General features: G+C 55.8%; 16 protein-coding genes. 4 read left to right on the top strand and 12 right to left on the bottom strand.

The features are described from left to right. Window positions 1–43: 43 nt before the first annotated feature. The 5 genes from KBP52_RS01225 to KBP52_RS01205 form a co-directional block, all read right to left on the bottom strand. A complete protein-coding gene (locus KBP52_RS01225; RefSeq protein ID WP_212621809.1) occupies window positions 44–529 on the bottom strand; it encodes a DUF4265 domain-containing protein in 486 nt (161 codons plus the stop codon). Next, window positions 519–5,198 carry an RHS repeat-associated core domain-containing protein gene (locus tag KBP52_RS01220; protein WP_249122231.1) on the bottom strand — a complete coding sequence of 1,560 codons (4,680 nt, stop codon included), beginning with the start codon at window positions 5,196–5,198 and terminating at the stop codon, window positions 519–521. The genes KBP52_RS01225 and KBP52_RS01220 overlap by 11 nt, the downstream gene beginning before the upstream one ends. Next, window positions 5,195–8,101, bottom strand: coding sequence for a type VI secretion system tip protein TssI/VgrG (gene tssI / locus KBP52_RS01215; protein WP_212621808.1), 2,907 nt, complete (start codon window positions 8,099–8,101; stop codon window positions 5,195–5,197). Before tssI ends, KBP52_RS01220 begins: the two co-directional genes overlap by 4 nt. A gap of 126 nt (window positions 8,102–8,227) precedes the next feature. After that, complete coding sequence (locus KBP52_RS01210; RefSeq protein WP_007918282.1) at window positions 8,228–8,743, bottom strand: Hcp family type VI secretion system effector; 516 nt, start codon at window positions 8,741–8,743, stop codon at window positions 8,228–8,230. Between the two features lie 322 nt (window positions 8,744–9,065). Further along, window positions 9,066–10,283, bottom strand: coding sequence for an MFS transporter (locus tag KBP52_RS01205; protein WP_212621807.1), 1,218 nt, complete (start codon window positions 10,281–10,283; stop codon window positions 9,066–9,068). Between the two features lie 131 nt (window positions 10,284–10,414). Between KBP52_RS01205 and KBP52_RS01200 the strand changes: the two genes are divergently transcribed. Continuing rightward, the gene (locus KBP52_RS01200) at window positions 10,415–11,029 is read left to right on the top strand and encodes a TetR/AcrR family transcriptional regulator (RefSeq protein ID WP_212621806.1); all 615 of its coding nucleotides are present in this window, start codon (window positions 10,415–10,417) and stop codon (window positions 11,027–11,029) included. 136 nt (window positions 11,030–11,165) lie between these two features. On the opposite strand, the gene KBP52_RS01195 is transcribed toward KBP52_RS01200, so the two are convergent. Both KBP52_RS01195 and KBP52_RS01190 read right to left on the bottom strand, forming a co-directional pair. Then, window positions 11,166–11,462 (bottom strand): hypothetical protein, encoded by a 297-nt coding sequence (locus KBP52_RS01195; RefSeq protein WP_212621805.1) that lies wholly within the window; start codon window positions 11,460–11,462, stop codon window positions 11,166–11,168. Window positions 11,463–11,525: 63 nt separating this feature from the next. Beyond that, on the bottom strand, window positions 11,526–11,891 hold the full coding sequence (locus KBP52_RS01190) for a hypothetical protein (protein ID WP_212621804.1): 366 nt from the start codon (window positions 11,889–11,891) through the stop codon (window positions 11,526–11,528). A gap of 190 nt (window positions 11,892–12,081) precedes the next feature. Between KBP52_RS01190 and KBP52_RS01185 the strand changes: the two genes are divergently transcribed. Together KBP52_RS01185 and KBP52_RS01180 are read left to right on the top strand one after the other, a co-directional pair. Continuing rightward, window positions 12,082–12,642, top strand: a complete 561-nt coding sequence (locus KBP52_RS01185) for a hypothetical protein (protein ID WP_212621803.1) — start codon at window positions 12,082–12,084, stop codon at window positions 12,640–12,642. Between the two features lie 462 nt (window positions 12,643–13,104). Continuing rightward, window positions 13,105–13,467, top strand: coding sequence for a DUF6124 family protein (locus KBP52_RS01180; RefSeq protein ID WP_212621802.1), 363 nt, complete (start codon window positions 13,105–13,107; stop codon window positions 13,465–13,467). A 492-nt stretch (window positions 13,468–13,959) separates the two neighbouring features. Here the strand turns inward: KBP52_RS01180 and KBP52_RS01175 are convergent, their stop codons facing one another. From KBP52_RS01175 to KBP52_RS01160, 4 genes are all read right to left on the bottom strand, one after another. Beyond that, window positions 13,960–14,316 carry a hypothetical protein gene (locus tag KBP52_RS01175; protein WP_212621801.1) on the bottom strand — a complete coding sequence of 119 codons (357 nt, stop codon included), beginning with the start codon at window positions 14,314–14,316 and terminating at the stop codon, window positions 13,960–13,962. Window positions 14,317–14,411: 95 nt separating this feature from the next. Then, window positions 14,412–16,193 carry an ATP-binding protein gene (locus tag KBP52_RS01170; RefSeq protein ID WP_212621800.1) on the bottom strand — a complete coding sequence of 594 codons (1,782 nt, stop codon included), beginning with the start codon at window positions 16,191–16,193 and terminating at the stop codon, window positions 14,412–14,414. Window positions 16,194–16,288: 95 nt separating this feature from the next. Next, window positions 16,289–17,506 carry a hypothetical protein gene (locus tag KBP52_RS01165; RefSeq protein WP_212621799.1) on the bottom strand — a complete coding sequence of 406 codons (1,218 nt, stop codon included), beginning with the start codon at window positions 17,504–17,506 and terminating at the stop codon, window positions 16,289–16,291. A gap of 738 nt (window positions 17,507–18,244) precedes the next feature. Beyond that, window positions 18,245–19,048 (bottom strand): 2OG-Fe(II) oxygenase, encoded by an 804-nt coding sequence (locus tag KBP52_RS01160; RefSeq protein ID WP_212621798.1) that lies wholly within the window; start codon window positions 19,046–19,048, stop codon window positions 18,245–18,247. A 267-nt stretch (window positions 19,049–19,315) separates the two neighbouring features. Between KBP52_RS01160 and KBP52_RS01155 the strand changes: the two genes are divergently transcribed. Continuing rightward, window positions 19,316–20,287 carry an AraC family transcriptional regulator gene (locus KBP52_RS01155; RefSeq protein WP_212621797.1) on the top strand — a complete coding sequence of 324 codons (972 nt, stop codon included), beginning with the start codon at window positions 19,316–19,318 and terminating at the stop codon, window positions 20,285–20,287. 698 nt (window positions 20,288–20,985) lie between these two features. On the opposite strand, the gene KBP52_RS01150 is transcribed toward KBP52_RS01155, so the two are convergent. Further along, entirely contained in the window at window positions 20,986–22,905 is a 1,920-nt protein-coding gene (locus tag KBP52_RS01150) for a tyrosine-protein phosphatase (protein WP_212621796.1), read from the bottom strand. Between the last annotated feature and the right edge of the window lie 200 nt (window positions 22,906–23,105).

Here is a 23,105-nt window from a genome sequence, read left to right as displayed (position 1 = left end):
TACTGCCGAAAATAATCCACATTCTTATTCCAGTCATTCCCCTCTAACTATCCAACCACCAATTGAGCAGCGTTTCGTCTTCTGCATCATCGATATTTTTGTAGATGTTCGCGTAGTACCACTGAACCCCGGTCTGTTCATAGAAGGCGTTAAAAAATTTCGCAATTCTATCCATTCCATTTTCCGCAGGAATTGCTAATGACAAATTCCCCCTATATACGCCGTCCAAGGTACCGTTGAGCTCGTTTGCAACATCCGCCTCAAGCACCTCCAGCCGCTCTGGCGAAATGTGTTTGGAGTAGATGTGGATACAAAAATTGCCCCCCCTCTTCAAAACCTCGGCGTGTGTCTGAGGATTTTCTAACGAAATTATATCTCCTCGTGCCAGGTTCAAAGCCAGCCCCGGGGAAGACAGAAGCTCATATGTATGTTCGTCAATTTTGCGAGCCGGTAGCTGTTCAAATACCGGACCTTTTGAGTTTTTTCCGGCATACACACGGATGAGTTCTGCTGATTGATCATCGACCATAGGGTGCTCCACAGCTTCCACGTTCAACACACGACATGCCTTCTTTGACATAACCACTACTACCAGCACTCAGATTACACGAAGCGCCTTCAAGGGCGATGTTAACCATCGCAAGGTTACCACCCTTGGAGGTCGGGACATTGGTGTGCCCCAAATGCATATCTTTAGGGTTTTTCGAACTACCGCCACATCGCCAACATACATAGTCATCCGAGCCGCTTTCCTCCAATAGTTCCTCTCGGCATGCTTCTTGGCCCCGGCGATGGCCTCCATCAATTTTACTGGCTGCGATATCAGCAGCGCTCGCACCTTCACCATCCCGCTTGGCAAACTTGGAGGGAGCCTTTCTCGCCAACCCAAGTGGATCGATCCACTCTGTAGGATTCGGTGCGTACTGATGAAGATTGGTTCCGCCCGCAAATCCTATCGGGTCTTTGCTGAGGAACCTTCCTACCGCAGGATCATAGTATCGATATCGGTTGTAATGCAGTCCAGTCTCATGATCGTGATACTGCCCCTGGAACCGTATCGGGTTCATCACGCCATGCTGCCGCGCCCACTCCGAGCGCTGCTCCGTCACCTGTCCCCACGCCTTGTACTGCGCGGTCCAGGCCATGTTGCCTTGCGAGTCCGTCAATTCCTGCGGCGTGCCGAGGTGATCACACTGATACCAGGCCAGCGCATCAAACGGTAATGCCGTCGCCTTGTGATTCCACACTGGATCTTCATCAAGGCTGTATTCACCGCTGTAATCCGGCAACCCGATCAGATCAATTGGCGCATGCCGTACAGCCTGCGCCACAGGGACAAAAGTGCCCGGTTCAAAGACGTAGTGCACCGTGCGACCCGCTTCGCCATCGCTCTGCGCCGGGCTGCTTTCCCACGCGAGGTTGTCGCCGTCCCAGCCGTACAAGGTGAAGCCGCAGCCGAGTTCGCGTTGTTTGCGGGCGTGTTCGTTTCTGTTCCAGAGAGAGCCTGCTTCTGGACGCTGTTTGTAGTGCGCGCGGGAGTTTTTATGCAGGCGGCGTCCCAGTGCGTCGTAGGCGAAATCCACGCTCAGGCGCGGGTCTTCGAAATGCACCAGTCGATCAAACAGATCCCACCGCAGGTCGCTGCGTTGGCCGTTGTGCCAGCGCTGGATCTGGTTGCCGCGTTCGTCGTAGTCGTAGTGGGTGCCGGCGTATTCGCGCAGCAGGTTGTCGACCAGTTTGCTGCGCGGTGGGGTCAGGTCCAGTGGGCGGCGAATTTCTGTCGCCTTGTCGTCGAGCAGGTTGCCGGCCGGGTCGAAGGCGAAGGTTTCCACGCCTTGGCGTGTGGTGGCGCTGAGCAGTCGGCCAACGGGATCGTAGCGATAGGCGAGCGGGCCGCGGCGGCTGTCGTTGATGTCGGTCAGTTGCCCGGCAGCGTCGTAGCTGTACTCGCGTTTGAGCAGCGTAGATTTGTCGTCGCTGCGTCCCAGCAATTGCTCCTGCAAGCGACCAACCGGATCCCAGCTTTGGGTTTGTACCAGGTGGTTGCCTTGATGGCGGGCGACTTCGCGGTGCAGGTCGTCACGCTCGTAGCCAACCAGTTCATGATCGTCCAGTCTTAGGCCCAGCAAGTGGCCACTGCCGTAGGTCAACCAACTGACACGGTGGCCGTCTGGACGGGTCGTGGCGATACACTGGTTAAGCACGTCGTATTCATGCCGCCAGACCGCGACCACCGGGCTGTCCAACCCCAGATAGTGTTGGTGCTCACGCAGAATATTTCCTGCCGGATCATAAAACCATTGCAGGCGACTGTCGGCGTTATCAGCCCGCACCAGGTTGCCGTTGCCATCGTAGGCGAAGGTCTCGCTTTGCGACTGATCGCCCAAGGTGGCGCGACGTTCAGTCAAACGGCCCATCGAGTCGAAGCTCACCGAGATCACACGGTTGCCATTGATCGATTGGGCAAGGCGACCGGTTTGCGCATCGTATTGATAGCGTGTGCTGCGCCCGTCGAAGCCGCTTTCTTCCAACACGCGTCCGACCGGATCGTAATGGAAATGCGCGCGTTGTTCGTTTTCGTTTTCCAGCGCCGTTAACCGTCCGAGACGGTCCCAGCGATAGCGCAGGGTTTGCTCGGCGGCATCGATACGTTCGGCGATCAAACCGGCAGCGCTGTAGCTCCAGGTGGTGCAGCGATCGAGTCCATCAACGTGCGCCAACAGCCGACCTTCGGCGTCACGATCAAAGCGCTCTTCGGTCTTGTCCGGATGCTTGATCAGCACCAGTTGGCCGGCCTTGTATTCGTATTCGGTGGCGTTGCCGGCAGCGTCGGTGAAGCAGACCATTTGCCCCAGTTCGTTGTACTCCCACGCGCTGGCTTTGCCCGAGCAATCGACGTACTCCACCAGTTGCCCGGCGTCGTTGTAGTCCAACTTCTTTTCGTTGCCGTTGGCGTCCTTGATCGCGGTCGCCTGGCCGGATTTGTTGTAGGCGTATTCGGTTTTGTTGCCCAGCGGATCCAGCGCTTCGACCAGATTGCCTTGGTCGTCATAGGCGCGCTGCCACTGACCGCCCTCGGCATCGCTGATCTTGATCAGCAGATCCTGATCGTCGTAGGCGTAATGCATCACCGTGTGATCGGCGCGGATGTGTTCGAGCAGGTTGCTGCGCTCATCGTAGCTGTAGCGATCAGTGCTGCCGTCGGCATTGACGCGGCGCACGATGTTCTTGGCCTCGTCGCGGAAGAACCATTCCGAACGCTCGTCCGCGTAGCGAATGCGATAGGTGTAGCCAAGGATGTCGTAGTAGTGCCAGGTCTCGTTGCCGAGGGCATCGGTGACGTAGGTCAGACGAATGTTTTCGTCCCACTCCAGACGCGTGTCGAAGCTGCCGTCATCGGCCCATTCGCGGATGGCTTTGGCCTTGGCGCTCTGGCCATCCCACTGCAGATTCATGCCGCGCCCGGTGCGGTCGGTGTAGCGGGTGATCAGGTGATGCTCGAACTGATACGACCAGACGGCGCCGTTCTCGTCCTGCGCCTGAATCAGGTCGCCATAGGCGTCGTATTGGTACGCACAAAGTTGTCGTAACGGTTCTCCGTCAACGATCTGCCAGAGGCCGATAAACCGGCCGTGATCGTCGATCATCGTGCCGAGGTGCAAATGGACTTTGGTGAAGTCGTTTTCCTGATAGGTGATCAGGTCGGAGAGCAGCGAGTGTTCGCCGTGGCGATGCTCGTAATGCAGCATGATCCCGGCGCCGTTGCGCAGCGAAATATTGCTCAGCACAAAGCGCTGGCCACGGCGGACGTAGGTTTCCTTGCGTTCGAAACCACGGCACAGCAACAGCTGATCTTCGCTGTTGCGGACCAGGGTGATGTCTTCGATGGCGTCGTAGTGGAACAGGCCGACTTTTGGCAGTGGGTAGCTGTGGTCGCGGCCGTCGGCGCCGTAGAACGCCAGGCCATCGTCCACGCAGTCAAAACGTGTGGTGAACTCAGAAATCCAGCGAGCGCCGAGTTCGCTATGATCGTAGGCGTCGAGGCGTGAGTTGTATATGCGCGTCCACTCGACAGGGAAAGGCCCCGGCAAGCTGAAATCAGTATGACTGAGTCTTTCAGAACCCAAGGCAAAACTGATGCTTTTACATGTGCCCGTGCAGGCGCCGTTTTTCTTCGGCTCGGGCGCGCCTTTCGCAGGAGCCTGTTGACCACTGGATCCCAATTGACCATCGGACGCCGTATGCTTTGCCTGTCCAGTCTTGTCTGGATGGACCGCGGCGCTCTGACCATGGGCATTGCGCTTGCGCCACAGGGTGACGGCGCTGGAGAGGATCAGTAGCAACCAGCCAATGGAGTTCTGCACCGACTCATCGTCGAGTTTGCTCAGTTGGGTGCGCAGCTCCGGACCCATTACCCGCAGTTTTTTGGTTTCTTCGGAGACGTTTTTCTTGAAGTCATCGGGTACCAGATTTTGCGCCACGCTGTTGGCAAGGCCCTTGCCAGCCGCTTTATAAGCACTCGCGGCAGCCCCGAAAACATTGCTGAATGAGGCCAGCGGATCATTCTTGAATTGATCGACTGCTGCGCTTGCCTGGGCGCTGGCCGCATTCAGATCACCTTTGGCATCCAGATTGCCGAAAGCGACCGCCTCGATGCCCGTGGCAATCTCATTTATGACCTCTTCGCCGAGCTTGCCAGCGTCCGCAAGAATCCCGGGCAACTTGCCTTTGGCCTGTTCAACGAAGTCGTCGAGGGTGCCCATGATAGAGGCGTTCAGGTGCCCGACCAGCACCTCGATCACGGATGCACTGAGCAGCATTTTGCTGGTGGCCTTCATCTCTTGGCGTACCAGAAACAAAGTCGGGCGCAGGGTCATGCGCGCCGCCGCCATGGCCGGCGGTAATGGCAATACACCGATCAGATTGATGCCCAGGCTGGCCCACGCCAGCAGGTCGCGCTTCTGGGCATTCGACAGGGTGACGATGTCACCCAGCGCATCGACCAACGCCATGATGTTGCCCACCACGGGTAAGGCGCCGGCGACGTTCTTGATCCGATCAAGGGTGACCACGCCATCCGTGGCTGATTGCAACCAGGCATCGAAGGTCGCTGCGCTGCTGGCAACGTCCTGGATGTCGATGGCGTTCAGTGGAACGATAGCAACCTGAGGCTCACGTTTTACGATTTCAGTCGTCATGACAGCATCTCACCCGCCAGCAGGCCCGGGGTTCTCAAGGAAGGTTTTGGCAGACTCGGTGCAGGCAGGCTCGGCAACTTGCCGGCCTTACCCGCCGCCCCCAAAATCCCCGACGCACTCGGCATGGCCGCACTCGCCAATTTCGGCAAGCCGGCCACGCCGCCCTGCACCACACCCTTCACTTGCTGCGCCGTTTGCATCGCACCTTGCGCCGTCTGCATCGCACTCATCCCTGTTTGCGCCATGTCCTTGCCCTTCTCCAACAGGTCCCAACTCTTGCTCGGCAACACTTGAGCGACCATTGCTTGCACCTGACTCGGCACGTCTTCGGCCCCCGGCGGATTCAACGGCCACTCCGGTTTGCCGATGTAACTGCCATCGCTCCAGGTGTCCGCCGGATCCTTGCCGAACAACACGCGCGCCGGCCCCGGCGCAGCGCCGGCGACGCTGGCAAAACCTTTGCCGTCGAGCTTGCCCTTGATGCTTTTGCCCAGCGCATCGATGACTTCGTAATCGCCTTCCTTGATGCCCTGACGCCCGGCGTACTGGTTGAACAATTCAAGGTTGCCCTTGCCGGGTTTCGGTGGTTCCGGGAATACCCCGGCGAGACTTTTCGCGCCGGTGTAGGCAAAGTTCGCCGCGTGCGCGGTGTACGGGCCGCTGGTGGCGTGGGTGATGCCGCCGGCGTTGTAAGTCGTCGCGCTGCCGCCGCCCTGAATCACCAGTTCGGTTTTCGCGGTGATGGTGATGCGATCGGCGTTGGCAGTGATGTTGAGTTTGGCCAGCAGGTTGATGCTGTCCTTCAGTGCGCGCACGTCGATGTCGCCGGAGGCGGCGACCAGCCGCCAGCCCATGCTCTGCACGAACAGGCGCATGCCACGACTGGCGCTGGCCAGCAGGCGTTTGCCAATCGACAGGCTGGTGTGACCGGTACTGCTAAGCGCCAGGTGTTCGCCGGTGGCGATGTGGCTGGAGCGCGGCGTGGTCAGGGCGATGCCGGCCGGGCTGGCGAGGACCAGATGCGGCTCGGTGAACTCGGGGAATTCGTTGGCGGTGAGGTTGGCCGGGCCACTGCCGAGCACGCCTTGATGCTGGGCATGCAGCGCTTTGGCGACGTCGTCCTGATCGCCAGCCTCTTGGGCCTGTAACTCTTTGGCTTGTACAGCGAAGCCATCCTGCTGATCGCTGGCCGTGGCGAGACGCTCGGCAGTTTCCGGCAGATCCTTGTGGTGCTTGGATTCGTTCGGCCGTGGTTCGGTGGTGATGAGCAGACCGGCCGCCGCACGCACGGCGCCGTGGCGATCGGTTCTCAACTCAAAACCTTCACCACGCGGCTGACCACCGCTCGGGCGCGGATGGGTCAGGTAACCGAGGTTGATCGCACTCGCACCGTGGTCACTGCGCAGCGCAATGCTGATCTCGCTGGTGGTGTCGTCGATGCGCAGTTCGTTGGCGCGACTGCCCTTGTATTCCTTGCTCTTGACCGTGGCCAGGGTCTTGAAATCCGGCAGTTTGTACGGCGGCAGATTGGCGCCGTGGTACAGGCAACCGGTGATCAGCGGCTGATCGGGATCGCCTTCGAGGAAGGTGATCAACACCTCCATGCCAACACGCGGAATGTTGATCGAACCAAAAGTCTCGGCTGCCCAGCTCGACGCGACACGCATCCAGCAACTGGTCATGTCGTCGTGCTTGCCTTCGCGATCCCAGAAGAACTGCACCTTCACCCGGCCGTACTGGTCGCAGTAGATCTCTTCACCCTCGGGACCGCAAACCACGGCGCTTTGTGTACCGAGGACTTTCGGTTTCGGGTGATCGAGCGGCGGACGGTACGGCACGTCCCACGGGATCGCGCTGAAGCGGTTGCGGTAGCCCTGGTGAAAATCGTCCTTGAGGTCGGTGGTGTCGCTGGTCACCGACTCTTCCAGCACCTGCGGTTGTTTGCCTTCGTGAAAGATCTCGGTGAGCAGCCAGAGATCGTTCCAGGTCGAGTTCGCGTGGTCGGTCAGGGCGAGGAAATGCCCGCTGACCAGAATCGGCTGATCGCTATTACCCTCGGCCAGACGATAGTCGCTGCGATGACGTTCCAGTGCGCGATTGGCCAGGTGTTTACCGCGCTCGCGATCAACGAAACGGCCCGGGTAATCGTAGTCTTCGAGGTCTGGCTGAGCCGAACTCTTGGCGTCGCTTTCCAGCTCGATTTTCGGTTTGACGAAGTCGTAATCGCGGCGCGTGGTGCGGCTGGTGCGGGTGGCCAGACGCAGGCCGAAGCGCTTGACCACCGGTTTGTCGGCAACCAGCCCGGAGTCCTGCTGATAGGCCACTGGCGCGAGTTTCGGGAACACCGTCTGGTCATCGCCGAAGGTCAGTTTGTGGCCGCTGGCGGTGTGCTGGAAGTGGTAGTGAATCCCCTCCTCCTCGCACAGGCGCTGAATGAAATCCAGGTCCGACTCGTCGTACTGCACGCAGTAAATGCGCTCGGGATAAATCGCGCTGAGCTGGAAGTGGTAATCGCTGGCGAGGATGCCGTGTTCTTCCAAGACCTTGCTGATGATCTGCTGCACGGTCATCTGCTGGAAAATGCGCTGATTGACCCGGTGCGCGAGGTAGGCCAGTTGTGGGCGCAGGGAGATCTTGTATCGGGTCAGGCGCTTGCCCGCCTCGCCCTGGGCGATGCTGTAGACCAGCCCGTGAATGCCAGTGCCGGTTGGCGACAGCTGAAGAAACGCCAGTTTGTGCAGCACGCTTTCGAGGTTGATCGAGGCCTTTTCACTGACCAGTTCCAGCTCGAATTCGAACGGCGTGTTGAGGGCCTCACGACCGGTGAACGACAGCACCTGGAAGTCGCTGTCGATGCCATCGACGGTCAGATTGAAATGAGGCTGGTTGGCCGGTGAGAACATCCCTTGTTCCTCGCGCAGTGCTGCGACGCGCAACAGCCCTCAAGGGGCTATTGGCAAAAAATTCTTTAGAAGTGATTGCGCCCCGACCAGCGATGCCGATCGGGGCGGTACAACCATCAGCCGTAATTAAACGACTGGCGCACGCCAGTCATCCGAACCCGAAGTACCGGAAACTTCGTGGGTCCAGGTGATTTTGCGGTAGGTGAACTGCACCTCTTCCAGGTGGGTGAAATGCGAATTGCCCGGATCCTGGCAGTTGTGCATCTTGTTGTTGATGGCGACGATGATCGCGTCTTCCAGTTTGGTGGTGTAGTAGTGCTCTTGGGTGCCTTGAGCAGAAGTGCGGTACCACTGGATAACGATTTCGCTCATGCGCTCGCCGGAAGTCAGCGCCGCTTGCAGCAGAGGCGAAGCCTTGTCGTAGACCTTGGTGATCACAACTGGCTTGTGCACGCGCTGGCCGGTTGGCTGACCGGATTGCGGGTCACGCGGGATGATCACGTCGTGGGTGAAAGCCTGAACCATAACCTGGTCTTCGTGGCCTTCCTGGTAGGTGTTGCCTACGGAGTCAGCGGTGAAAGCGCCTGCAGTGATCAGGCCTTGTTTTTCGCCAGTGACGGACATGTACGCTGGTGTTGCCATGGGGATGCTCTCCTTGCTCAAAAAGACGTACCCGGCGGGCACCATTGCTCACCGGAGTGGCCTTGAGCCATCAAACTTCATGCCAGCTTTCATGCAACCCATACAGATCAAGGCTTTGCGGCCATCGATTCACTTTTCTTGACGCTAAGCCGATGAAAAACCAAGAGAAGTGCGCAACTTCTTGCGCAGTGGTGTGCAAGAAGTTGCGCACTTGGCTGGAGGCCAATAACGACGTGGGCTACAGAGCATTCACCCGAGAAAAAAAGAAAGTCACTGCGCAACTTCTTGCGCACTTCAAAAAATGAGCGGCGTTGAAAAACCTTCAGTGCCCAACCACGGCCGCCGCTCCCGCCCCACGCGGCCCCGCTCTGAACCCATGCGCCCGAGCACTCCAGGCAATCACAAACCCCACCGCCACCAACACCACCATCGCCCATGGGAAAGCGGCAACTCCCCATCGATCCAACAGCACCCCGCCGACCACCCCGCTGCCTGCAATCGCGCTATTCCACGCCACCACATTCAACGACAACGCCACGTCTGCGCCATCCCCCGCCGCATCCGCCAGAGCCGTCTGCAACAGCGTCGCCGCACCGCCAAAACTCAATCCCCACACCAACACGCCCAGATAAATCACCTCCGGCACCCGTCCGTAAAAGCCGAACCCTACGCACACCAGTGCAAACGTGGCCAGACTCACCAGAACGGTCTTGCGCAACAGCGGCTCAACCAGTTTCGCCGTCAACCAAATCCCCGCCAACGCCGCGAGACCAAATACCAACAACACCAGATCCACGCGATCCGCCAACCCCGCCGGCGCCACAAACGGTGCGATGTAGGTGTAGAGAATGTTGTGCGCCAGCATCCAGCTGATCACCACCGCCAGCACCGGCCGCACACCCGGCGTAGTCAACACGCGGCGCAACGACAGGCGCTGATGCGCAGGCTGCGGCGGATAGTCCGGCACCTTCACCAATACCCAGACAATCAGCATCAGGGTCAGGGCCGACATCAACCCGAACGTCGTGCGCCACCCGACGAGGCCACCCAGCCAAGTGCCGAGCGGCACGCCCAGTGACAAGGCGATCGGCGTGCCGACCATGGCCAGTGCCAACGCCTTGCCCTGCTGATCCGGCTCGACCATCCGCCGCGCATAACCGGCCAACAAACTCCACGCCAACCCTGCCGCCACCCCCGCAAAGAAACGCGCCACCAGCGTCACGCCATAGTGCGACGACAACGCCGTAATCGAGTTGAACAACAGAAAACCAACAATGGTCAGCAACAACACATTGCGTCGACGCCACCCGCGCGTGGCGATGGTCATCGGGATCACCGCCAGCACCGAGCCCAGCGCGTACGCGGTGACCATCTGCCCGGCCATGGAAGGTGAAATCGCCAGACCATCACTGATCAGCGGCAACAGCCCGGCGGGCAGGGTTTCGGTGACGATGCAGATAAAACCGGTCATGGCCAGCGCCAGCAGCGCACCGATGGGCAGGCGTTTGGGCGCCGCCGTTAGAGTCAATGAAGGTGTCACGGGAAACTCCTTGAGTTTGGAAATTCAGACTTGCGTACCGATCGATATAAAATACTGGCGGCAGCCGAGGCACGTTGTCAACGACTTATGTATCGACTAGTATCCAAATCACTTTCCGAGGAGTCTTTGCTATGGCCAGAACCGGCCGCCCCCGCGCATTCGATCGCGACGACGCCGTCAACCAGGCCATGCAATTGTTCTGGCAACACGGCTACGACTCGACATCCCTTTCACTGTTGAAGGCTGAACTGGGCGGCGGCATTTCCGCACCGAGCTTCTACGCCGCGTTCGGCTCCAAAGAAGCCCTGTTCGACGAATGCGTGCAGCGTTACCTCGCGACCTTCGCCCAAGTCACCGAATGCCTGTGGGACGAAAGTCTGCCGCCACGCCAAGCCCTCGAAACCGCACTGCGCCAGTCAGCACGCATGCAATGCGACGACGGCCACCCCAAAGGCTGCATGGTCACCCTCGGCGTCATGAGCGCGCCGAGTCCGGAAAATGCCCACGTCGCTCAAGCCCTCACCCACTCCCGCGCCCGAACCCGCGCGGGGATTGTGGCGTGTGTCGAGCGTGGTGTGAGTGAAGGACTGTTAGCGGACGACACGAACGCCGCCGCCATGGCGACGGTGTTCGACAGTTTCCTGCAGGGGATTTCCATCCTTGCTCGGGATGACACGCCGATTGAGAGCATTGATGCGGCGATTACGCAGGTGATGCGGACGTGGGATGTGATGGCGAAGAGTTGACGTCTACATTGCACCCACCTGATCTGCGCCCATCTCGCCCAAGGCAGTAAGCGGTCCTAACCATCCAGGACACGCCAAACCCTTGGGCGTTTTCTTATCAAAAAAATGCAGGCCTAAAGCGGATGATCTGCGAGCCTCACTCGTAAAACTTCCCAGCCAACAAAATCTCCGCGCACCGTTGCCAGACATTAGAAACGGCAGCATCCGCCTGAGCACTCCTCGAAGTAGCCATCGCCCAAGCAGCCGCAGCATCAAGAAACGTATCGACCGATCCATTTTCCCAGCCTAACGCACCCGCCTGATAAGCAGACGATGGTGTCGCCTTCTCCAGTGCCCGCTCACGGGAGAAATCAGCACCCAGCGCCGCGACGAAATCGATGAACGATTGCTCATCGGTGACACGTTCCAGCAACTCATCAAGATCTACAGACATAGCCATCCTTGCGTTGAAAGATTAGTGCCGAGCAGCACGCGATAATCACAAGATGCCCCATCGCTAAGCGACCACCTCAACATAACTCGACTCCCCGCCCCCCTCGGCCCCCGACAACCAACCCCACACAAACCGCAACGTCGTCCGCCCCGCCTCATCAACCCCCACCACACCCCGCGACCAACCCGCGCGGATCTCGCCATCCGTGGTGATGCACTGATAAAGCAGCTCGATACTGTCAGGCCCGGTCACCCGCCCAACCTGGTTGCCCATGCGAATATGCCCACCCGCATAAGTCCCCCAAACCGCCGCGCCTTCGACGAAGTATTCAAACACCGTGCGCGCATCGGATAAGCCCTGAGCGTTGTTCGCCACGCAGAAGCGGCGGTTGTGCAAACGCTCGGTGACTTGCGTAAAAGCAGATTCCATAAACCACACATCCTTAGTCGAGAAGATCCATTCCAGCCTGCGGGCATCCTAATCCATTACCTCCGCGCAGCAAGGCTCTACAGGCGTTTTCTGCCAACCCAACCGCACAGCCACGTTTGACGGTCCTACCTGCCCCACCTAGTCTGCCCAGAACACCATTACAGCCAAAACCGAGTTCACGAGAGGCAAGATGAGCAACTTCCCAATCGTCGCCACCGTCCTCTCGATGATCCTCGGACTCTCCGTCACCCGCCTGCTGCTCGGCGCATTGACGGTGTTCCGCATCCGCCGAGTAGCCAAGCCAGATTGGGTGGCACTGGTCTGGGCGGTGATGCTGTTTACCATGCAGCTGCAATTCTGGTGGGCCGTCAACGCACTGTCGGCGGTGAAACAGAGCTTCTCGTTTCTCGAATTTCTATTGTTGGTGATGCTGACACTGTCGCTGTTCGTCACGGCGGCGTTGCTGCTGCCGAGCCGCAGTGAGGATGAGCAGAACGGATTGCGCGTGTATTTCGAACAGGATGGGCGCTATGCATTGCTGTCGCTGTCCACGTATCTGTGCTTGGGGCTGATCGTTAATGTCACGTTGTTTGAGGCATCGCCGGTGGCGCTTTGGGGGTTGCTGGATGTGATCATGATTGTGTTGCCGATTGGCGCGTTTATGGCTCGGTCGCGTAAAGCGTATGCGGCGATTACGCTGATTTATGTGCCGATCAATGTGATCGACACGCTGATTTCGCTGGCGAATTAACTCCCCCCTGTAGCGAGAGAGCTTGCCCCCGATGGATCGCGAAACGGCTCCCGCTCCTCCAGTCCACAAAGACATCGCAAAAACAGCTCGAACTGCCCTGTTGAAGCAATTCCCGGACTTTGTTTAAAGACACCTCAAGTTACGTCATCCCAACCTACAACGCCTTGCGCCGTTGCCTACGACTACGCCAGAATCCGCCGGCTTGTGCGCCTTGGATGCGGGTTCTATTGTGGGTCGGTCACTGAATAGCAGTGATCGGGTTTGGTAGCCCGACTTTCCCAGGCGCATTGCGCACCTTTCGCAGAGATCGTTTTTCTGATCTCCGCTTTATGGTGGCCATGCGTAGGGCGTCCTCGGACGCGCCGGGCTCCTGGGCCGGTCTACCAACCTGTGCATGGCCGCCACCCCTCGTTTGGTAGCGAAGTGTGATGGCTCCTTAATCGTTTCCCAGGAGTTTCATCTATGTTCAAAATTACGCCGAATCCGCCAGAAATCGATCCGATTGCGGGCGACGAATCCCCAGACGCCAAGAAATTCAACGAAGCCGTCGACCGCGCCCTCTCCCACTACCTCGGCCCTGCCCCGGAAATCATGCTCACCCCGTACCAAACCAACAAGATGTTTATCGCCAACCCGAACACCAAGACTGAGGAATTGCTGGTGAATGCCAGTGAATCACTCGGCTCGGCTTCGGTGATGCTTGGGGATGTGATCGGGCTGGTTCACGGACCGGCACGCAAGACATTGCAAGGCATTGCGCAGGTGGTAATGCTTGGGGAGTTGGCGGTGAATCGGGCGTTGGATAACGTGGTGCCAACGGAGTAACGAAAATTCCTCCATGACGGCCGAGATGCCGTCATGGACGGTTGATCAGACATGCGCACGAAGACAGAATGATTACCATCACTCAAGCCAAGGCCGGTATGAGATATTTGATGTTCGCTTCTCTAATTTCGCTTTCGCTTATTCTGAGCACAGGCTTCTATAACGAAGTTTCGGACAGCGAAATCACTCGAATATATTTCATCAAAAAGCATCCGACCTTTCGAATGCAGTTTTTCAACATCCATGCGAATGACGGAAATTATCGACGTATAGAAAAACTCACGAATGAGCAGCGACAAGACATCATCGATTATTGTAAATACAGATTAGGCATCGACTCAGAGATAACCACTCAAGCCGACATCGAAACATGCGCAAAGCGATAACATCAAAAAATAGATGCAGATGAAATACGGAAAATCCGGAATAGGACCGTTTCTTAACTATGTTTGGCATAGATATTGTTTCTGTGAGCCCACCTTGTTCTGCAAGCTACAGCCTACTGGCGATCTCCTTCCAGATGTAGGCGTAGTTGTATTTCAACCAACGCACCAGCACCTTGTCGAACTGCCGACGAAACCAATTCCGCTCTCTCGCAGCCAACCTTTCTCCAATCGATTCTCTGAGAGTTTCGGGGTCGAAGCCTGTCCACACCGGAGGTACAGCGGCCACAAGATTGGTGAAACACACCGGCGCGACCTCTGAATAGAGGATTTCGTAAAGAATGTTAGGGTCGACGTCTTTAACCTTCCTCGCCAGATAGTCATATTCGACTAGAAAGTCGTTGAATGGTTCGGAAAGTGCCACTCTGACTTTGGTCAGTTGTGGTTCAGCCAGAAGGTATCCCATTGCGAAAATCCCTCTCGCTGCTCATCCAAAAGTGAGATAGTCATACATCTACATTTAAGCCAACTGCACCCAATTCATTTAATAAAACAGATTCACTAGAGTGCGGCTCGATACTGCTCTAGCTCAGATAGCAAACTTACGAGATCAGCAGGAATTTCCGAAACTTTAAATTCATCAATTATTTTAAAATCAGTAAGCGTTATAGAATATACAGAAGACATCACGCTTCGAAATTCTCTAAGAAAATCTTTCCCGCAGACAACCTCCATACGAGTCTCCAAATCTTGCCACTTGTTATTAAACAACTGGATAGCTTCGGTATTGAGCACCGCACTATCTTTCCTACACGAACGATGAAACTCAACATATTTTGCAATATACTGACCTTGCACCGTGGCCTCAAAGTGCTTTGATATTCTCTCAAGCTCTGGGCCTACGTCAACTTCCTCAGCATTTTCACCATTACGACTAGCTCTGTCTGCAACCGCTTTATTGACACATCGTTTTAACACAGAGGGCACTAATAAATAATTTTCAATTTCTTTACGGCGGTGTACATGAGCGAATGCAAGATTTGATTTCAAACCTTTTTCTACTTGTGCAATTTCGTCGTCACACCAAAAATCACGATCATAAATAGCAGCAATTTTAATTTCAGACCCAGGTGTACTTTTCAAACCCCATGCCAACGCCTGCACTTTCGGCCAAGAACTATAGCCTTCAGACGCTAATTGCGTTATGTCGTTGCCGGATGATAGCTCTGTAAATTTTAATTTTTTTGCAAATCTCCTTATAATTTTGTAATCAATATCTCCTTCAGAAAAAAGAATCTTTTTATTCCTAGCCAGCTGAGTCAAAGTTATATTTTGTATGGACCCTATAGAAATCAATGCTTCTTGCACCCCCTCAATATCCTTAACCCTTTTTGCAGATCGCTTAGACTTATCGATGATCATAATTTCAGAAGGATCCGCCTCCCCCATAATCTCAGTGGAATGCGTAGCTATTACAAACTCATTGGATTGATCTCTTAGGATTGCTAATAACTGCCGTTGCAAATCTGGGTGAAGATAAACTTCAGGTTCATCAATCACAGTCAAACTAAATGACTTCGATCTTGACAAGTGCGTTAACAATTGGCACCACACTTGAAAACCAAATCCGGCCCAGAAAACCTCTCGATCCATACGGCTTTCGGTGCAAAACATAACCATTGCAGAGGATGATCGTTCTGGTCTGCTAATAGACATGCCAGGCCAAGAACTTTCGATCAACTCTCGAAAACTTTCAAAACCATCTGGATTCTGCAGCCAGAAATTCCTGAAATGCCGGCATGCCCGCGGTGTACCGAGAGATCGTCGAACTGTCTCTTCTGCTACGATTGGTTCCTCATGTTCCAATGGCCCCAAGACTGGAACTACTTGTACAGAAAATGGGAAAGCTTTTTTGAACGCCGAGGGGGTCTTAATGTGATTATCAACGCACTCCCATGTAAGAACACATCCACCGTCCTCAGGAAAATTAAGGAATATTTTATTAGAGTTCGAAAATCTGAACTCAATTTTTGTCTCAGAATATTCATAATCCGTATGAACATTTTCGAGACTAACAGGCAACCCCGAAACAGGAACTTTATGCCCGAGAACTCTCTTCTCATCGAGATAAACGTATTCTGGCCTCCGGCTATAACCCGCACGCAGTGCAGCTTCTAGAATACGAAACGCGCTAATTATTGTCGACTTCCCTGCATTGTTTGGTCCGACCAGAATATTACATTGATCAAGCGATATCGAATACTGCTTAAGCGCTTTGAAGTTATTAAAACGAATCGACGTAATTGTGATCAACTGAGCCCCCATCAAAGCATAAAGAACCAAACAACAGCACTCCAATTAAAAGCCGCCACCAACATACAATCTCGCCGCCCCCAAAGCCGAATAGTCAGTTAATCTTTAGCGAAAAATCACAAACCTTAGTCAAGGTCGTACTCGGTGTATTCATTTTTCCCCTTAGAGAAACCAAACAATTTAGAACTCTGATCCACAAAATAATCATGAACAAAAGACAGAATCACCAACCTATCTTCGTAGATTATGTGCAACTGATTACTATAGTGTTCCGACCTTGGGAAAATCCGCCAATGAACCGGCTCCTCTAAAAACTCTTCTTCCAACCCATCGCTACGCACCACAAGTATTCTGTCGCAAAACTCAAGCACAGTCCCGAAAGATGCTGTGCCTGAAGCGATTACAACAGATGAAGGACTTTTGAAACTAAGCGAGCCAATAGAATTAAATTTTTTATTAAATTTATTTTTTGATTTTTTCTCGCTCGCTCGATAATGTTGAACTTCTATTCGACCTTCTGTGAGCTTGTAAAGCTTCTCGCGTGCTCCCCAGGCAAAGCTACTTTGCTCACCTGAGTTTTCAAACATCTCCCCTTGGTCAATCACCCTATCGATTACCCTAATTATTTTTTTTGAATTAGGTTCTTTCTCCTCTCTAAATGAAGCCATGAAAGCTGAATTAGCGCTCCACCCAAGTACGCTTTGGAAAGCCCAATCACAGGCATTACAAGGTCTTTCCGCTATTAATCTTGCTTTACTCAGAGTTCCCTCTGAGCTCTTCAGCAAAGAAAAATCAAACAGCCCCTCGGCACCCGAGGCAGTGGCAATAGCCGTATAGCTGTCTGAAGCTTTAACTTGAAGAACTGTTGCATCATGGTGACGCTTAGCTTTGAAATTGGAAGCGAATCGACCAATCGGACGCCCTTGCCGAGGTGCAGAGTAAAGGCCTTCATCCCCACCCGCAAAAATATTGTTGTAGTAAATTTCGGTATCGGTAGGTAAAAAAAAGAAAGGCGTTTCTTCTGTTGCCCAGATTTCCTTCCAAGACTCTTTACTTTCCTGAAGTTCAAGGGTTGACAGTTTAGAAAGCTGCGCCTTAATCGGCATTTCTAAATCAGGATCACGCAGTATCTTTACAACTTTCGGATTATAGAAAAGATCACTATCTGAAAACGCAACACGAACGGCAGTCTGAATGTCGTTATTATTTGACGCAATTTTGTCGACGAAGCTAGACCAGTCAATACGATGCAGCCCGCCATCGTTGTCAAATAACAGAAGCTCTCCAGAGTAAATCTGCGAATCCCAGTAGCTCCCGGCTATAGTAATTTTCACAGAGCGCATTGTTTACCCCTATGAATTTTGGCCATTTTAGGTTTACTAATTAGGCCTAACTCAAACCAAGCATAAAGAATTTTTTCATTTGGTTTGTCATACGGGGAGAGCCAATGGGCAACAGGGTATCCATGCCAGTTGCCAATACCATCGCCCACAAATTTCGCGATATGTAGCCGGCAGGACGCAGGAGGAGGAGCGACGCCTAACGGGCTAAGACCGGCCGCTTCTATGTGCAACCCCCAAAAATTGTCTCTGAATACCCAGTCGGCCTCAACCGCCAAGTCAAAGCACGCGATTTCGTCAGGCTGCGAGATAGACCACTGAGACTTTATCGCCGCGTAGCCACCATTACGGTGTTGAGGATTGGGAGTGTATGGCACAGCTCGCTCCATGAGTCGTAACGGTGAAGGCATCACGCCAGCATCTATTACTGAAAAGTAGACGCGAAACCCACTCCTACGCAAGTCGGTTTTCAAAAAAAACGCTATTTCAAAGGTAGAAGCTCACTTTAGTCACTCTCGGATATAGCAAGTCCGTTTCAAGGTCATCGCGTGCCCTCGGCGGATCTGAACACGATTGAGTTTCCAGCGATCAAGCCGTTGGTTGAAGTGATTAGAAGGAACACTGGCTGGTTTGAATTATTTAGAAAAAACTGCCGACCACCACTGAAAAAATGGTTTCTTCTCTAGCCTTCTAGAAAATCAGTGCAGAAAATATTCCATATAGTCAAACACCTGAGTGTCCTCACGCTTTTTTCTTAAAAAATTTTTGCACGTAATACTCCAAACTCCACCGATCCTTCGGCCTCGGCTTATAGTGCGTTTTATTCCTCTGCCCCGGATCAACCCCCACCCCACTCGCCGTGTAGTAATAAAGCGCAACCGACCGCCGAGTGATGTGTTCCGGCGTAGTCAACGGCTCCGGATGCCCGTGATTGCTATCCTTATCCGTATTAAAAATCACACACCGGTTATAAACCGGTAGCACCTTCTTCAGGCACTTCTTCATCTCCACATCCCAAAGCTCCAGGTTGCCGCCGTACGCCTCCTGCCAATCCTCGGTCAGGTAAATGATCACGTTCAACCGCCGCTCAACGTTGAGCTTTTTGTTCAGACGAAAATCCGAGTGCACGCCGAGGAAGCCGCCGGTTTTGGTTTCGTGCAGGCCGCCGCCGGCGAAATAAGGATCGGGAATGAGCCCTTGAATGCCGGTGAGTTTTTCGAGGAATTCCAGCATGGGTGCGGAGTTGAAGTTGTTGAATACGTTCTTCAGGTACGGGCTGCAGGCGTTGGGGCTGATTTGGCGTTTGAGTTGGCCTTTGTAGCCGCGCTCGTAGATCTGTTCGTTGTTGGTCGGTTCGACCGGGAAGTGTTCGCGGATGCTGGCGATGACGTCGGCTTGCAGGAAGTTGTCGATGACGATGTGCGGGAATGGCGTGGCTTGGGTGTATTCGCTGGTCAGCGATTCGCCGAAAGCGCTGGCGGCGCTTTGGTCGAAGTCGAGTTCGGGGGTCAGGGTGATGGGGAGTGTTTGTGTGTTGGCTTGCATTGCCGCTCCAATTAACTTGAATGCTTTCAGGTCATGTCAAACAGGGCCAAGCGCTGGAGGCGTCGCCGCTATTTGTTTGCTGAGTACAGTTGCGAGCAGGTTGCCATGTTGGCCTTTGCCTGCCGAGTGTCCTTGTTCCTAAACGTGGTGCGGCGGTGTTACGGCATGTTTCTGGCTGTCACAAACGCGTCATATTTCGTCTGCTAATCTCCTTGGCGCCCTCCCCTACACCCCTGCCCTAGAGCCCCAAAAGAAGGTGCCGCCAAGGTGTTTCCGACTCCCGTTCGCCAGCAAATCATCCTGCGCTCCGACAACCTCCGTTCGGACGACTTCGGTGCACTGTTTTCCAGATTGTTTGGCAATCGTTATGCCGACAATCCGCCGCTGCCGTCGAACATCATTATCGGCGGCGTTTACGGTCGGCACGATGGCGTGAGTTTTCGGCGGATGCATTATCACGGTGATTTCACCGTCGCTTTCCCCGATCCACAGGATGAGATCACGTTCGTTATCCCCACTGCCGGCAAGATCGTTTTCAACCATGCCACCGAGTCTATCGGGGTGTCGCACGTTGGGCTGGCGATTGATAAGGCGGATATCCGTTCGATGCGTTTTCTGGATGATCACGCGCATCACGGGATGTCGATAAATCGGCATCAGCTCACTGAGCGGTTGTCGGCGCTGTTGGATAAACCGATTCTGCAGAAGATTGTTTTTGAGCCGAGTGTGGATCTTGAGACGGCGGCGTTTCAGGGGATCAAGGCGTTGATTGATCTGGCCACGGGGACGGAGTTTGATTTGTTGCTCAACAGCGGGACGTTGATGCCGTCGCGGTTGCGCGAGATGTTGGTTGATGCGGTGCTGGAGGCGTGGCCACATAACTTTTCCGAGGAGTTGCGGCGGCCGACGGCGATGGTTGCGCCGCGACATGTGAAGTTGGCGGTGGAGTTTATTCAGGCGCATCCGGAGCAGTTGGTGAGTGGTGTGGATCTGGCGCGGTTGAGCCATGTGAGTCAGCGGGCGTTGCAGGAAGGGTTTCGGCGGTTTGTCGGGATGTCGATTGTGGCGTATCAGCGGCAGGTGCGGCTGGAGCGGGCTTATGAGGTGTTGAAGCAGCGGGGTTCGGGGTCGGTGACCGAGGTGGCGTTGCGGTTCGGGTTTAGTAATGTGGGGCGGTTTTGTCGGTATTTTCAGGGGGCTTTTGGGGTGAGTCCGGCGGAGTTTCGGACTCGGGGGTGATTGGGTAACAGGTTTGCAAGGTAACTTGTGGTGAGAAGATTTAGCTAAACGTCGCACCGCGCCGATGGGTCGCTAAGCGTGGGGATGGCACGCCGGCGCGGTTGATCGAGGAGTGGGCGCGGAGGCGTTTGACCGAGTTGGCCAGTTGATTTTGCGGTGACTGCTTTCCCCTCATCGGAACGCCGCCCGCCTATCCCTCTCCCCAAGGAGAGGGAACCGAGCCGGGGATATTGAAGATCTACACCGACCTGAGAGTCTTGCTTTGAATCCATAATCGCCTCGATCTTTCAGGTCGATGCATGACGCAAGACGCCTCGGTCAGTCCCCTCTCCCACAACTTCATATACCAGCGCAAGGGACACTCGCAGGTTTTGTGGTGGGGCTGCCCCTCATCGGAAAGCCGCCCGCCCATCCCTCTCCCGAGGGAGAGGGAGCCGATTGGTGGGCTTTTCAAAATTTGAGCTCGACTCGGTATGCCACGTCGGTGTAACCCTTCCAATCCACGCGGTCAGTCCCCTCTCCCTTCGGGAGAGGGTTAGGGTGAGGGGCTTTTGTGGGAGCGGGATTGCTCGCGAACGCGGTGGGTCAGTCGATTTGATGTTGACTGGCCTGGCGCTTTCGCGAGCAGGCTCGCTCCCACATTGGTTTTTTTTGGGGGGGGTGTTGGATTGGGGGTCATCCTTGATCCCGCGTGTGTTTTAGAAGGCGTAGCTGGCTTTTAGACCGCCGTTGAAGCCGTGGCTGTCGCCGCCGCCGTTGGCGCCGACTTCTGCGCCCAGGCTCAGGGCGCCGAGGCTGGCCATGACGTTTACGCCGCCGCTGAATTGGTCGCGATTATCGAAAGCAGCGCGTTGTTCGATGTCCAGGCCTAGCAGGTGGCTTTGGCTGTCGACCTGGTTGTCGCCCAGTGTGCGTTCGTAACCCACTTGTACGCCCGGCACCAGTTGCCATGCGCCCATCGCCACCGGGGCGAAGGCGACGTTGAGGTTGGCGACGGCGCTGCGGCGGGTGGAGCTGTTGTCGTCGACGTCGAGGGCCAGTTCGCTGCCCTTCTCTTTGAAGCCGTTGAGGTCGAGGTGGCTGATGCGGAAGCCGAGGCTTGGTTCGAAGATCATGCCGTTGATTGGGGCGCGGTAGCCGAGGGCCAACGTGGCGCCGGTGAGGTTGCCGTGGGTGTCGCCTTTCGCGGCGCCGAGGCCGCCGCCGAGGTCGCGTTTGCTGTCGTAGTCGATGTAGCCGGCGCTGGCGTTGGCGTCGAGAAACAGGCCTTGTTCGAGGCTGGTGAAGCCGTAGCGAGCGCCGACGTTGAGGAAGGTGAAGTCGGTGTCGGCTTCGCCACCCGCGCCGCCAACAGTGCCTTTGCTGTAGCCAAAGCCGCCGCGTGCACTGAGTTGTTCGCTGAAGCGCTGGGTGATGCCGACCATCAGGCCTTGGCTGTGTTCGTTGCTGCTCTCAGCGTGGGCCGAGCCGTCGGTGCCGAGGTAGCCGGCGAGCGCGGTGGTCCAGAGGCGGTATTGGCCGACCTTGAGGTCAGTGCCGCTGGCGAACGGCGCGGCGGCTTGTTCGATCATCGCGTTTTGGCGCAGCAGGTAGCTGGCGGCGTCGGCGTGTACCTGGCCGCCGACCTGGGATTCAACACCGCCGAGGGTGCCGGCGTCGATGGCCGATTGCAGGTAGTAGTTGTAGGCGCTGTAGGTGCCGGACAGGTTGGTGTTCTGCAATTGGCGAAGCAATTCGGCGCCGGCGGCGGCGTTGCCGATCAGCCCAGCCTGACCCGGCAGGCTGTTGTATTCAACCAGTTTGCCGCGCAGCACATAGATGGTTTCCTGCGACAGACCGAGGCCTTGTTTGAGGTAGTTGTCCATGCTGCCGTATTCGGCTGTGACTTCGTCGAGGCCGGCTTGCAAGTAGCTGGCCTGCACGCCGAGCAGCGGCTCGTAGATCGCGGCCATGCTCGGCGGCAGCGCTTTGAGCGTGGCGGCGACGCGGGCGGCGGTGTAGTCGTTGGTGGCGAGGTAGTTGGCCATGATCGTTGCGTTGTCGACACCGGCGATGCTTTGCAACACAGCGGCGGTCCAGCCGGTGCGGTCCTTGCCGGCGGTGCAGTGGAACAGTTGCGCGGCATCGACGCTGGCGAGTTCATTGAACAGCTTGCCGAACTGGCCGCGCATGCCGGCGTCACTGACGAAGGCGCGGTTGGTCTGTTCCATCATGGCGATGGCGTCGGCGGCGCTTTTGAAGGAGATGTTGGTGATATTCGCGCCGGAGGTGGTGGAGCCGATGATGTCGATGTTCTGGTAGGTCGCGCCGCTGATCATGGTGTCGGGGGTGGCGGCGATTTCGCTGGGGGTACGCAAGTCGTAAACGGCTTTGATGCCGAGGCCGTTGAGAATCGCCAGATCGGCGGCGGTCGGCGTCAGCGCGTTGGAACGGTAGAACACCCCGGCGCGCATCGTGCCGTCGTGAGCCGTGGTGTACGCGGTGGTGATGCCGGCGACGTCGCGGAAGTTGTCGATGCCTTGCAGGCGCGGCGTGTCGAGCGGTACAGCCTCGGCAGCATGGGCGGCGGCGATGGACAGGCTCAGTACGGACAGCGAACACAGAAGACGTTGAAACACGGTGCAGCCTCATTTCGGTTAGCGTTGGGCTGCCTACTATCTGCACCGGATTTAGACCGAATATGACAAATTCACGCCGCACGAAAATGCCTGCGCGAATGGGCCGTGGGGTGCGTGAATTGTCCATCGGGTTGGATGGTGCAGTTTGAGCGGTGACACTGTGGGAGCGAGCTTGCTCGCGAATGCGGTAGGTCAGTTAA

It is taken from the genome of Pseudomonas sp. SCA2728.1_7, assembly GCF_018138145.1.
GTDB lineage: Bacteria > Pseudomonadota > Gammaproteobacteria > Pseudomonadales > Pseudomonadaceae > Aquipseudomonas > Aquipseudomonas koreensis_A.
This window is presented reverse-complemented; position numbering and strand designations above follow the sequence as displayed.